Origin of the sequence: Microbacterium sp. No. 7 (genome assembly GCF_001314225.1) — a bacterium.
Taxonomy (GTDB): Bacteria; Actinomycetota; Actinomycetes; order Actinomycetales; family Microbacteriaceae; genus Microbacterium.
On sequence record NZ_CP012697.1, the window covers coordinates 1,069,746 to 1,081,826 of the forward strand.

Here is a 12,081-nt window from a genome sequence, read left to right on the forward strand (position 1 = left end):
ATACTGAGTGAGTATTTGGTATTGAATCAGGTGGCGCGGAGCGATGTCAACGGCGGCCATAGAATATGTGGGTAGAGACCGCGTGCGTCGTACGAGGCGCGAACAGAGGCGCGAACAAGGGAGTCGCATGACGAGCTACGAGAACTACTCGGCGATCGAGATCCTCGGTCCCGACGAGCAGGGGATCCTCACGATCCAGCTGGTCGGCCCCGGACTGCACGCCATCGGCAACGACGCGCACCGCGAGCTCGTCGACATCTGGGTCGACATCGCGCGTGACGATCGAGTGCGCGCGGTCATCGTGCGCGGCGAGGGCGAGAAGGCCTTCTCCGCGGGCGGAAGCTTCGACACGGTCACCGAGATCAGCCACGACTGGCACGCACGCCAGCGGCTCATGCGCGAGGCGCGCGAGCTCGTGCGCAACCTCATCGAATGCCCCGTGCCCGTCATCGCCGCGGTCAATGGGCCGGCGGCCGGCGCCGGCCTCGTGATCGTCGCCTTCGCCGACATCACGGTCGTGGGCCGCAACGCCAAGATCGTCGACGGGCACGTGCGCCTCGGCGTCGCGGCGGGCGACCACGCGGCGCTCGCGTGGCCGATGCTCATGTCGATGGCGAAGGCCAAGTACTTCCTGCTGACCAACGAGCCGCTCCGCGGCGAGGAGGCCGAGCGCATCGGCATGGTCTCGATGTGCGTCGACGACGACCAGGTGCAGACGACGGCGCGCGAGATCGCCGGCCGCATCTCGGCCGGCTCCAAGCCCGCGCTGGGCGCGACCAAGCACACGCTCAACAACTGGTACCGCCAGAACTTCGCGATCTTCGACGCCTCGCTGGCCTACGAGTTCACCGGGTTCAGCGGCCCCGACGTCATCGAGGGCGTCGCCTCGCACCGCGAGAAGCGCGCGCCGGAGTTCCTGTGAGCGCGGGCGCGCCCCTCGCGGGGCTCACGGTCGTCTCGATCGAGCAGGCGATCTCGGGCCCGCTCGCCACGCGCCACCTCGCCGAGCTCGGCGCGCGGGTCATCAAGGTGGAGTCGGCCGGCGGCGACTCGACGCGCAGCTACGACGAGAACGTGCACGGCATGTCGTCGCACTTCGTGTGGCTCAACCGCGGCAAGGAGTCGGTGAGCCTCAACCTCAAGGACGATGCCGACCGCGAGGTCTTCACCGCGCTGCTCGACCGCGCCGACGTCTTCGTGACCAACATGGCGCCCGGCGCGCTCGGCCGGCTCGGCTTCGCGCCCGAGCACCTGCGCGACACGCGGCCCCGGCTCATCGTCGTCGACATCTCCGGCTTCGGCGCCGGCGGCCCGATCTCGCATCGCCGTGCGTACGACCTGCTCGCGCAGGCCGAGGGCGGCGTGTGCTCGCTCACGGGCGCGCCCGGGTTCCCGGTCAAGCCCGGCGTCCCGACGATCGACATCGGCACCGCCCTGTACACGTTCGCCTCCATCAGCACGGCGCTCTACGCGCGCGAGCGCACGGGCGAGGGCGCGTACGTGCCGCTCGCGATGTTCGACGTCGCGGCCGAGATGACCGGCTTCGCGCTCAACCAGGTGATCCACACCGGCATCCAGCCCGATCCCGTGCCCATGGGCACGCCCATGCTCGCCCCCTACGGCGCCTACCCGACCTCCGACGGGCAGACCGTCGTGCTGGGCGCGACCTCCGACCGGGAATGGCGCAAGTTCGCGGGGGAGATGATGGGCGACGAGGCGTTCCAGAACGACCCCCGCTTCGCCGACAACGCGGACCGCATCGCCAACCGGGCCGAGCTCGACGCCCACATCGCCGCGTGGAGCTCGCAGCGCACGCTCGCCGAGATCCAGGCGACGGCCGACCGCGTGCAGCTCGGCAACGCGCGGCTGAACAACGTCATCGAGCTCTCCCGGCACCCGCAGCTCTCCGAGCGCGGCCGCTGGCAGAAGGCCACGGTGGACGGCGTCGAGGTGCCGGCGCTCAAGCCCGTCTTCGCGGGCGGGGACTGGTCGGTCGCCTCGCCCGATCGCGTGCCGAGGCTGGGCGAGGACACCGATCGGATCCGCGCCGAGGTGGGGGACGCGACCGTTCGTCCGTGAGCGGCGACGCCGCGGATGCGGCCCTCCCGGGCAGGATGTCGCTAGCCTGTGTGGAATGACGGGCGAGAAGCAAGAGAATCCGAAGCGGAAGAGCGGCACGGCCGCGGGGAGCCGCGGCCCCCGGGGCCCGTACGCCAAGACGCGGGCGACGCGCGCGGCGATCGTGAGCGCGGCGACGACGGTCTTCGCCGCGGACGGGTTCCGATCGGGCTCGCTGCGCGACATCGCCGTGCGGGTGGGGATGAGCGAGGCAGGCATCCTGCACCACTTCCCGAACAAGGTCGAGCTGCTCAAGGAGGTGCTCGACACGCGTGACCGGCGTGCGCAGAACCTCGTGCTCGGCGAGCGCGGCGACAGCGACGCCGAGGCCATCCTGCGAGGGCTCGTCCTGCTGCTGCGCGAGGTGCAGGGCGAGCGCGCGATCGTCGAGCTGCACTGTCAGCTCGGCATCGAGGCGAGCAACCCCGACCATCCCGCCTATGAGTACTTCGTCCAGCACCGCAGCGCGGGGCTGGACATCCTGGTCCGTGCCTTCGCGGAGCTGCATGAGCAGGGTCGCTTCAAGCTGCCGTGCGATCCGGCGTTCGCGGCGAACCTGGTCAGCTGCGCCGTCGACGGCGTGCAGATCCGCTGGCTGCACACGCCCGACGAGGTCGACATGGCCGATCTCATCCGCGAGACGATCGACCACCTCGTCGACATCGACTGGACCGGCGTGGCAGAATGACCGCGGTCCGTTCTCGTGTTGCGGCGGCAGAATGACTGCATAAGATATACAATTTCTGCTACGCGATTTGCTCGTGCACCATTGTCGGGCACGAAGGGATGAGAACGTGACGATCAGCAACAGTTCGACCGCGACGCGGGCCGACTCCGGGCGCAAGCAGCTGCCCGACGAGGTCGCCGGCCACGTGCGTGAGCAGATCCTGTCGGGCGTCCTCAAGCCGGGGGAGTTCCTGCGGATGGAGCCGATCGCCGAGACGCTCGGCGTCAGCATCACCCCCGTGCGCGAGGGGCTCGTCAAGCTCGCCGGCGAGGGCTTCGTCACGTCCCTTCCGCGCCGCGGCTTCGTCGTCACCGAGATCACGCGCGACGACGTGCGTGACATCTTCTGGGCGCAGGGGCAGATCGCGGGCGAGCTCGCGGCGCGTGCGGCCGTGCGCATCACCGACGAGGAGATCGCCGAGCTCGAGCAGCTCTACGCCGACGGCGTCGCGGCCATCGAGCGCGGCGACGTCGCCGAGGCCGGCCGGCTGCGGCAGCAGTTCCTGCGGTTCATCAACATCACCGCGCGCGCGGGCCGGCTGCAGAAGCTGCTGCTCACCGCCGTGCGGCAGCTGCCGACGCCCTACTACATCTCGCTCGAGGCGCACGCCGACGAGACGGCTCCCGTCTACGTGGACCTGCTCGAGGCCATGCGCGCGCACGACGGGCGGCGCGCGCGCTCGATCACCGAGAAGCACCGGCAGAAGGCGGCGACGCGCGTGATCAAGCTGCTCGAGGCGCGCGGGTTCTGGAGCACCGCCGACGAGTGACCGGCCGTTCTCCCCTGAGGATCACGTGGAGCCCCCGCCATGCGTCGACGTCAGCTGACTGACGAGGTCGCGGCCTACCTGCGCCAGTCGATCATCGCGGGCGAGCTGCCCCCCGGCGAGTCGGTGCGCGCCGAGGCGATCGGCGAGGCGCTCGACGTGTCGGCGACGCCCGTGCGCGAGGCGCTGCACGCGCTGCGGGTCGAGGGGTTCCTCGATCTCGTGCCACGACGCGGCTTCACGGTCGCGCACCTCGTGGCCGACGACATCCGCGACGTCTTCGAGGCGCACGCGCTCATCGCCGGCGAGCTCACGGCGCGCGCCGCGGTGCGCGCCGACGACGCCGAGCTCGACGAGCTGCGCGACGTGCACGAGCGGCTCGTCGCGGTCGCGGACGACGACGATCCGGTCGTGACCGAGCGGCTCATCCACGAGTTCCACCGCGATCTCTACCTGCTGGCGGGGTCGGAGCGCCTGCGGTGGGCGCTCGGCACCTTCGCCAAGTACGTGCCGAGCGCGTTCCACGCGCAGATCGACGGGTGGGCGAGGATCACCCTCACCGATCACGCCGCGATCGTCGACGCGCTGCGCAGCCGCGACGTCGAGGCGGCGCGCGCGGCGATGCAGGCGCACATCCGCAGCTCGGGCGAGCTGCTCGCGGAGCGCTTCGAGCTCCGCCGGCACGCGGGCTGAGTCCTCAGGCGGGGGCGTCGTCCCACAGGCCGCGCTGCTCGAGCAGGTCGACGACGTTGTCGGCGTGGGAGCGCATGTGCACCTCGGCGGCGTGGCGGGCGCGCTCCGGGTCGGAGTCGGCGATCGCGCGGAAGAGGTCGTGGTGCTGGCTCGGGGCGGTCTGCACGTTCGCCTGGATCGAGACGTAGAAGTGATCGGGGAGCTGGCTCACGATGCGGCCGAGCAGCCGCGCGAGCCGATCCGACTGCGCGGCGCGGTTGATGATCTGGTGGAAGCGGGTGCCGTGCGCGCCGCACGCCTCGGCGTCGCCGCGTGCGACGGCGTCGTCGCACGCGCGCATCGCGGCCTCGAGGCGCTCGAGCCCTTCGTCGTCGATCAGCACGGCGGCGCGGGCGGCGAGCTCGCCGGCGAGTCGTCCCTCGGCCCAGAACAGGTCGATCACGTCCTTGCGCGAGATGGCCGTGACGACGAATCCGCGCCGCGGGACCGCTGTGACGAGGCCGTCGCGCTCGAGGATGTTGACCGCCTCGCGCACCGGCGTGAGACTCACCTGCTGAGCCTCGGCGACCGTCTCCAGCCGCACGTTCTCGCCCGGGCGCAGGGTTCCCGAGAGGATCAGCTCGCGGATGTAGCTGGCGACCTCGTTGGGCAGGGATGCACGCGCGGGCAGGCGGGCGGGCGCGGGTGTGCGTGGGGCGGTCTTCATGCGTGCTCCTCCTCATGAAGAGTTTGCGCCAATTACCCCGTCTTGTCTTGCCACGCAAAATATATTTCGTATAGAGTAGGCCCACGCGCAACACAGAGGTTCGCGGGTGGAGGCACAGAGCCGCCCCCTGATCCCACGAGTACGGAGAAAGCACATGGCCAACTTCCTCACCGAAGAGCAGCAAGACTGGCTGGACGTCGTCAACGACTTCATGGACAAGGAGATCACGGTCGAGTACGTGCGCAAGTGCGACATGAACCGTGAGTACCCCTACGAGGCCTACGCGAAGATCGCGGCGCAGGGCTGGCTCGGCATCCTGATCCCCGAGGAGGAGGGCGGCTCCGGCGGCGACATCTTCGACTACACCCTCATGGCCGAGGGTCTCGGCAAGTACGGCTTCGACTTCGCCTGCTCGGTGCTGGTCCCCACCTTCACCGCCATGAACATCATCAAGTTCGGCACGCAGGAGCAGAAGGACACCTACGTCAAGCCCTTCGTCAGCGGCGACATCCGCTTCTCGGTCTCGATGACCGAGCCCGACGCCGGCTCGGACGTGTTCGCCACCAAGACCCACGCGCACCAGAACGAGAACGGCGACTGGGTCATCAACGGCGCGAAGATGTTCTGCTCGGGCGCCACCGCGGAGAACACCGTCATCGCGATGCTGGTCCGCACCGACAAGGATGACAAGCACGGCGGGCTCACGATGCTCCTCATCCCCAACGACACCCCCGGTCTCGTCATCAACAAGCTCCCGACCCTGTCGCGTCACGCGACCGGCACCACCGAGATCTTCCTCGACAACGTCGTGGTCCCCGCCGACGCGGTGCTCGGCAAGGTCGGCCAGGGGCACGAGATCATCATCAACCACCTCGAGCTCGAGCGCTGCTCGGTCGCCGGCGCCTACGTCGGCAACGCGCAGGAGGCGGTCAACAACGCCCTCCGCTACGCGCACCAGCGCAAGCAGTTCGGCACGGCCATCTTCAACTTCCAGGTGCTCAAGCACATGCTGGCCGAGAACCAGACCCGCGTCGACGCGGCCCGCCTGCTCGTCTACCGCGCCGCGGCGCTGAAGGCGCAGGGGAAGGAGGCCCCGCGCGAGTCGTCGATGGCCAAGCTGTACGGCTCGGAGACGCTCAAGCAGTGCGCGCTCGACGGCATGCAGATCCTCGGCGGCTTCGCGAACCTGCCCGAGGCCGACATGGAGCGCTATCTGCGCGAGAGCATCCAGTCCACGATCGGTGGCGGCACCTCGCAGATCCAGCGCACCATCATCGCCAAGTCGATGCGTCTCGAGAACGTCTGAGACGCCGAGCCATCACCACAGGACTGAGACAAGGAACAGCAATGCCTCTTATCGACAACCGCATCGACATGCCCCTCGACGAGATCGAGATCGGTCACGTCTTCCGCTCGGGCGGTCGCACCGTCACCGAGACCGACGTCGTCAACTACTGCGCCCTGACCGGCAACTGGATCGAGATCCACTCGAACGTGCACTACGCCGCACAGACGCGGTTCGGCGAGCGCCTCGTGCAGGGTTCGCTGACGTACTCGATCGTCACCGGCCTCATCTCGTTCGGCCCGCCCATCCAGGCGAACTACGGCATCGACAACCTCCGCTACCTCGCGCCCGTGCACATCGGCGACACGCTCTACGCGACCGCCGAGGTGCTGGGCAAGCGCGACAAGGACGACAAGTACGGCGTCGTGACCTTCCTCATCAAGGCGCTCAACCAGGACGGCGTCGTCGTGCAGCGCAGCGAGTGGAGCCTGCTGATGCTGCGCAAGCGCGAGGACGTCGAGGCGCTGGTGGCCGCGTCGATCCCCGAGGAGAAGGTGAAGGAGAAGTCGGCCTGACCGACCCCGTCGGATCGCGCCGCCGTCCGTGCACGACGCACGGGCGGCGGCGCAGCGCACCCGCCACCGCCACGCGAGGAGATCAACGATGACCGGCCCGCTCGAGGGAATCCGCATTCTCGACCTGACGTCCAACTTCATGGGCCCCTACGGCACGCTGCTGCTGGCCGACATGGGCGCCGACGTCGTCAAGATCGAGGCGCCGGCGGGCGACACGACCCGCGGCGTGGGCCCCGCACGCAACCCGGGGATGGGGGCGATCTTCCTGCACCTCAACCGCAACAAGCGGTCGATGTGCATCGACCTCAAGACCGAGCAGGGCGCCGCGACGCTGCGACGCATGGCGACGTCGGCCGACGTGGTCTTCTCGACGATGCGCCCCGCCGCGATCGCACGGCTCGGCCTGTCGTACGACGAGCTCTCGGCCGAGAACCCGGGCCTCGTCTACTGCGCGGCCTACGGCTTCGGCCGGCGCGGGCGCTACGCCGACAAGCCCGCGTACGACGACCTGATCCAGGCCGCGGTGGGCCTGCCCGTCATGCAGAGCAAGCGCGTGGGCGAGCCCGCCTACGTCGCCTCCGCCATCGCCGACCGCGTCGTCGGCATGTACGCCGCGGTCGCGATCTCGTCGGCGCTCGTGCACCGCGAGCGCACGGGCAAGGGGCAGCAGATCGACGTGCCCATGTTCGAGTCGTTCGCGCAGTTCGCGATGGGCGACCACCTCTACGGCCTCAGCTTCGAGCCGCCGATCGGCACGTCGGGCTACGCCCGCATGATGAGCCCCGACCGCCGCCCCTACAAGACGCTCGACGGGTACATCGCCGTCATGGTCTACGTCGACAAGCACTGGCACCGGTTCTTCGAGCTCGCCGGGCGCCCCGAGATGAAGGACGATCCGCGCTTCGGCACGATCGCGGGACGCACCCGGAACATCGACCACCTCTACCGGTTCGTCGGCGAGACGCTCGCGCACCGCACGACCGCCGAATGGGTGCGCCTGCTCGAGGAGGCCGACATCCCGGTCATGCCGATGAACACCCCCGAGACGCTCATCGAGGACCCGCACATGCGCGACGTCGGCTTCTTCGTCGAGGAGGAGCACCCGACCGAGGGCCTCATCCGCCAGATGGCGATCCCGCACGAGTGGAGCGCGACGCCGCCCGATCGGCGCCTCCCCCCGCCGCGCCTCGGCGAGAACTCGGCGGAGGTGCTCGCCGAGTACGGCTTCTCCGAGGCCGAGGTGCAGGAGCTTCTCGCGTCGCACGCCGTGCGCACGCCCGCCGTCACCGTGGAGGACGCACGATGACCGGGAGCGACACCGCGACAGACGGCCTGCCGAACGGCGTGAACGCCCGGGGCGGCGGACCGCTCGCGGGCGTGCGCATCCTCGAGATCGGCGGCGTGGGCCCCGGCCCGTTCGCCTGCATGCTGCTGGCCGACCTCGGCGCCGAGGTCGTGCGCATCGACCGTCCCGCCGGATACGACGGCGGGGCGCCCGTCGACCCGCGCTTCAACCTGCTGCAGCGCGGCCGGCGCAGCATCGCCCTCGACCTCAAGAGCCCCGAGGCGACGGCGGCCGTGCTCCGCCTCGTGCGCGAGGCCGACATCGTCGTCGAGGGCTTCCGTCCCGGCGTGGCCGAGCGCCTGGGCCTCGGCCCCGACGCCTGCCTCGAGGCCAATCCGGCGGTCGTCTACGGGCGCATGACCGGATGGGGCCAGGACGGCCCGATGGCCACGGAGCCGGGGCACGACATCAACTACATCTCGCTGACCGGCGTGCTGCACGCCGTGGGCTCGAAGGACGGACCGCCCGTTCCTCCGCTGAACTTCGGCGGCGACTTCGGAGGCGGGGCGCTCTACCTCGTGATGGGAGTGCTGGCCGCCTACATCGAGAGCCGGCGATCGGGTCACGGCCAGGTCGTCGACGCCGCGATGGTCGACGGCTCCGCGTCGCTCATGACGCTGTTCTACGGCCTGCTGGCCTCGGGATACTGGCGCGACGAGCGCGGCGTCAACCGCCTCGACTCGGGCGCTCCCTGGTACGGCGTGTACCGCACCGCCGACGACCGCTGGCTGAGCATCGGATCCAACGAGACGCGTTTCTGGAACAATGCGCTGCAGGTGCTCGGCCTCGACGGCGAGGACCTGCCCGACCAGCACGACCAGAGCGGGTGGCCCACGCTGCGCCGCCTGCTGGAGGAGCGCATCCGCACGCGCACGCGCGACGAATGGGTCGCGCTCGCGGCGGGCCGCGACGCGTGCCTCACCCCCGTGCTGTCGATGAGCGAGGCGCCCGGCCATCCGCACCTGCGGGCCCGCGGCACCTTCGTCGAGGTCGAGGGCATCGCGCAGCCGGCACCGGCGCCGCGCTTCAGCCGCACGCCGGGCGCGATCCGCAACGCGCCGCCCGTGCCGGGCTCCGACACCGACGCCGTGCTGGCCGACTGGGGCTTCGCGGCGGAGGAGATCGCCGCGCTGCGCGACGGCGGCGCCATCCATCGTCACAAGTGACCGAGGAGAGAACATCATGGCAGAGCTGCCACTGGCGGGAATCATCGTCGTCGAGCTCGGCGACAGCGCATCGGCGCCCTTCGCGGGCAAGGTGCTCACGGAGCTCGGCGCGGAGGTCTGGAAGGTCGAGCGACCGTCGGGCGACTCGTCGCGCGGCTGGGGACCCAGCGTGTGGAAGGGCACCGGCGCCTCGTTCCACGCGCTCAACCGCGGCAAGAAGCTGATCGGCGTCGACATCAAGGACCCGGAGCAGCTCGAGACGCTGCGGACGTTCATCGCGACGAAGGCCGACGTCTTCATCCACAACCTGCGTCCGGGCTCGGCCGGCAAGTACGGGCTCGACGCCGAGAGCCTGCGCGCGCGCAACCCGCGTCTCGTGCACGCCGAGGTGGGCGCGTTCGGCAGCAGGGGCCCGCTGAGCACGCTGCCGGGCTACGACCCGCTCATGCAGGCCTTCTCGGGCATCATGAGCATCACGGGCGAGCCCGACCACCCGCCGGCACGCGCGGGCGTGTCGATCGTCGACTTCGGCACGGGCATGTGGTCGGTCATCGGCATCCTCTCGGCGCTCTTCCAGCGCGGCAACGCCGGCACCGGCGTCGGCGCCGCGGTCAGCGCCTCACTGCTCGAGACGGCGATCGCGTGGATGACCATCGGCATCGCGAACTACAACGCCGACGGCGACCTCGGCGGCCGGTTCGGCTCGGGCACGGCCTTCATCGTGCCACACCGCGCCTACTCGACGAGCGACGGCGATCTCATCGTGAGCTGCGCGAACGACACGCTCTTCGCGCAGCTCGCCGCGGCCCTCGGACACCCGGAGTGGGCCGAGGACGAGCGCTTCGCGACCAACGCGGGACGCATCGCGAACCGCACCGTGATCGACGGCCTCATCGGCGACGTCATCGCCACGCGGACGCGCGCGCACTGGCAGGAGACGTTCGGCGCCGCCGGCATCGCGTGCGCCCCCATCCAGACCACGGACGAGCTGGTCGCGCACGAGCAGACGGCGGCCCTCGGCATCCTGGGCCACGTCGAGGACGACGAGATCGACCTGGTCGGCCTGCCGCTGTCGTTCGACGGCGAACGCCCGCCCGCACTGCCGGGGGCGGGCGGGATCGGTGCGGCAGACGACGAGTTCAGGGAGCGCATGCAATGAGCGACGACATCTGGCAGGGACGGTACGACAGCCTGTTCATCGGCGGCGAGTGGGTCGCGCCGTCGTCGTCCGAGAAGATCACGGTGATCTCGCCCTTCACCGAGCAGCCGATCGCGCAGGTCCCCGCCGGCACCGTCGCCGACATCGACCGCGCCGTCGCCGCCGCCCGCAAGGCCTTCGACGAGGGCCCCTGGCCGCGCATGACGCTCGCCGAGCGCATCGACGTGCTGCGCGCCCTCAGCGCCGAGCTGGCCGCGAACGAGGAGACGATGGCGCGGCTCGTGACGGCCGAGATGGGCTCGCCCATCGCGCACTCCGTGCCGATCCAGGCGACCCGGCCGCGGCTCATCCTCGACGAGATGATCTCGCTCGCCCAGGAGTACCCCTTCGACGAGGTGCGCGAGGCCGCATCCGGCCGGGCGCGCGTGCTGCGCCGCGCCCGCGGCGTGCTCGGCGCCGTCGTGCCCTGGAACGCCCCGCACCTGGTCACCCTCATGAAGCTCGCGCCCGCGCTGCTGACGGGCTGCACGGCGGTCGTCAAGGCCTCGCCCGAGACGCCGCTCGACCAGTACCTGTTCGCCGAGCTCGCCCAGCGCGCGGGCCTGCCGGCGGGCGTGCTGAACATCGTCGCGGCCGATCGCGAGCCGAGCGAGCACCTGATCACGCACCCGGGCGTCGACATGATCTCGTTCACGGGCTCGACGCCCGTGGGCAAGCGCATCGCGTCGCTGTGCGGCGGGCTCGTGCGGCGCGCGACGCTGGAGCTCGGCGGCAAGTCGGCGGCCATCGTGCTCGACGACGTCGACGTGCCCTCGATCGCCGAGACGCTCGTGCACATGGCCTTCCGCAACAACGGCGAGGTGTGCACGGCCAAGACGCGGTTCATCGTGCCGCGCCGGCTGTCGGGCGAGATCACCGAGGCCGTCGTCGAGACCGTGCGCCGGCTGCCGGTCGGCGACCCGTTCGACCCGGCGACCTACTTCGGGCCGCTCGTCACCTCGACGCATCGCGACCGCGTCGAGGGGATGATCCGGGGCGCCGTCGCGCAAGGTGCGACGGCCGCGATCGGCGGCGGCCGGCCCGCGGCGCTGCCCACGGGCTGGTTCGTCGAGCCGACGATCTTCACGGGCGTCACGTCGTCGATGACGATCGCGCAGGACGAGGTCTTCGGCCCCGTCGGCCTCGTGCTCGAGTACGACACGGTCGAGGAGGCGCTCGCGATCGCCAACGACTCGCGGTACGGCCTGAGCGGCTCGGTCTTCGGCGGTGACGCCGCGCGGGCGGCCGACGTCGCCGCGCGCATGGAGACGGGGATGGTCGAGGTCAACGGGTGCCCCGCGGGCCTGGCCGCGCCGTTCGGCGGCGTCAAGGAGAGCGGCATCGGGTACGAGCTCGGGCTCGAGGGCTTCGACGAGTTCGTCGAGGTAAAGAGCATCGGCATCCCCCGCGACCTCGTGCTCTGATCGCGCCGTCGCAGCACGGCGGCCGCGTCGTCGTCGTGCTGCGACGCACTCCGCGTCGCACGCACAATATGATGCATA

General features: G+C 70.5%; 12 protein-coding genes. 11 read left to right on the top strand and 1 reads right to left on the bottom strand.

Features of this window, described 5'->3' with window-relative positions; all coding sequences use genetic code 11:
• Window positions 1-127 precede the first annotated feature (127 nt).
• The 5 genes from AOA12_RS04730 to AOA12_RS04750 all read left to right on the top strand — a co-directional run bounded on the left by AOA12_RS04730 (window position 128) and on the right by AOA12_RS04750 (window position 4,304).
• A complete protein-coding gene (locus tag AOA12_RS04730; RefSeq protein ID WP_054680839.1) occupies window positions 128-922 on the top strand; it encodes an enoyl-CoA hydratase/isomerase family protein in 795 nt (264 codons plus the stop codon).
• Window positions 919-2,079: a CaiB/BaiF CoA transferase family protein gene (locus AOA12_RS04735; RefSeq protein WP_054680841.1), complete on the top strand. Its 1,161-nt coding sequence runs from the start codon at window positions 919-921 to the stop codon at window positions 2,077-2,079. Before AOA12_RS04730 ends, AOA12_RS04735 begins: the two co-directional genes overlap by 4 nt.
• 55 nt (window positions 2,080-2,134) lie before the next feature.
• Window positions 2,135-2,806, top strand: coding sequence for a TetR/AcrR family transcriptional regulator (locus tag AOA12_RS04740; protein WP_054680843.1), 672 nt, complete (start codon window positions 2,135-2,137; stop codon window positions 2,804-2,806).
• A 106-nt stretch (window positions 2,807-2,912) separates the two neighbouring features.
• Window positions 2,913-3,614 (top strand): GntR family transcriptional regulator, encoded by a 702-nt coding sequence (locus AOA12_RS04745; RefSeq protein WP_054680845.1) that lies wholly within the window; start codon window positions 2,913-2,915, stop codon window positions 3,612-3,614.
• A gap of 39 nt (window positions 3,615-3,653) precedes the next feature.
• Entirely contained in the window at window positions 3,654-4,304 is a 651-nt protein-coding gene (locus AOA12_RS04750; RefSeq protein ID WP_054680847.1) for a GntR family transcriptional regulator, read from the top strand.
• Window positions 4,305-4,308: 4 nt separating this feature from the next.
• Here AOA12_RS04750 and AOA12_RS04755 read toward each other — a convergent pair whose 3' ends face one another.
• The gene (locus AOA12_RS04755) at window positions 4,309-5,010 is read right to left on the bottom strand and encodes a GntR family transcriptional regulator (protein ID WP_054680849.1); all 702 of its coding nucleotides are present in this window, start codon (window positions 5,008-5,010) and stop codon (window positions 4,309-4,311) included.
• Window positions 5,011-5,164: 154 nt separating this feature from the next.
• On the opposite strand from AOA12_RS04755, the gene AOA12_RS04760 reads away from it, so the two are divergent.
• The 6 genes from AOA12_RS04760 (at window position 5,165) to AOA12_RS04785 (ending at window position 12,003) form a co-directional block, all read left to right on the top strand.
• Window positions 5,165-6,316 carry an acyl-CoA dehydrogenase family protein gene (locus AOA12_RS04760; RefSeq protein WP_054680851.1) on the top strand — a complete coding sequence of 384 codons (1,152 nt, stop codon included), beginning with the start codon at window positions 5,165-5,167 and terminating at the stop codon, window positions 6,314-6,316.
• A 41-nt stretch (window positions 6,317-6,357) separates the two neighbouring features.
• Window positions 6,358-6,870: a MaoC family dehydratase gene (locus AOA12_RS04765; protein WP_054680852.1), complete on the top strand. Its 513-nt coding sequence runs from the start codon at window positions 6,358-6,360 to the stop codon at window positions 6,868-6,870.
• A gap of 88 nt (window positions 6,871-6,958) precedes the next feature.
• Complete coding sequence (locus AOA12_RS04770) at window positions 6,959-8,176, top strand: CaiB/BaiF CoA transferase family protein (protein ID WP_054680853.1); 1,218 nt, start codon at window positions 6,959-6,961, stop codon at window positions 8,174-8,176.
• Complete coding sequence (locus tag AOA12_RS04775; RefSeq protein ID WP_054680854.1) at window positions 8,173-9,381, top strand: CaiB/BaiF CoA transferase family protein; 1,209 nt, start codon at window positions 8,173-8,175, stop codon at window positions 9,379-9,381. The genes AOA12_RS04770 and AOA12_RS04775 overlap by 4 nt, the downstream gene beginning before the upstream one ends.
• Window positions 9,382-9,397: 16 nt before the next feature.
• Window positions 9,398-10,540, top strand: coding sequence for a CaiB/BaiF CoA transferase family protein (locus tag AOA12_RS04780; RefSeq protein WP_054680855.1), 1,143 nt, complete (start codon window positions 9,398-9,400; stop codon window positions 10,538-10,540).
• A complete protein-coding gene (locus AOA12_RS04785; RefSeq protein WP_054680856.1) occupies window positions 10,537-12,003 on the top strand; it encodes an aldehyde dehydrogenase in 1,467 nt (488 codons plus the stop codon). Before AOA12_RS04780 ends, AOA12_RS04785 begins: the two co-directional genes overlap by 4 nt.
• Window positions 12,004-12,081: the final 78 nt, after the last annotated feature.

Bases quoted from the DNA above. Each gene is read 5' to 3' on its own strand.
- AOA12_RS04770 (WP_054680853.1), top strand. From the start codon at position 6,959: ATGACCGGCCCGCTCGAGGGAATCCGCATTCTCGACCTGACGTCCAAC.
- AOA12_RS04775 (WP_054680854.1), top strand. From the start codon at position 8,173: ATGACCGGGAGCGACACCGCGACAGACGGCCTGCCGAACGGCGTGAAC.
- AOA12_RS04785 (WP_054680856.1), top strand. From the start codon at position 10,537: ATGAGCGACGACATCTGGCAGGGACGGTACGACAGCCTGTTCATCGGC.
- AOA12_RS04765 (WP_054680852.1), top strand. From the start codon at position 6,358: ATGCCTCTTATCGACAACCGCATCGACATGCCCCTCGACGAGATCGAG.
- AOA12_RS04780 (WP_054680855.1), top strand. From the start codon at position 9,398: ATGGCAGAGCTGCCACTGGCGGGAATCATCGTCGTCGAGCTCGGCGAC.
- AOA12_RS04760 (WP_054680851.1), top strand. From the start codon at position 5,165: ATGGCCAACTTCCTCACCGAAGAGCAGCAAGACTGGCTGGACGTCGTC.
- AOA12_RS04740 (WP_054680843.1), top strand. From the start codon at position 2,135: ATGACGGGCGAGAAGCAAGAGAATCCGAAGCGGAAGAGCGGCACGGCC.
- AOA12_RS04750 (WP_054680847.1), top strand. From the start codon at position 3,654: ATGCGTCGACGTCAGCTGACTGACGAGGTCGCGGCCTACCTGCGCCAG.
- AOA12_RS04755 (WP_054680849.1), bottom strand. From the start codon at position 5,010: ATGAAGACCGCCCCACGCACACCCGCGCCCGCCCGCCTGCCCGCGCGT.
- AOA12_RS04730 (WP_054680839.1), top strand. From the start codon at position 128: ATGACGAGCTACGAGAACTACTCGGCGATCGAGATCCTCGGTCCCGAC.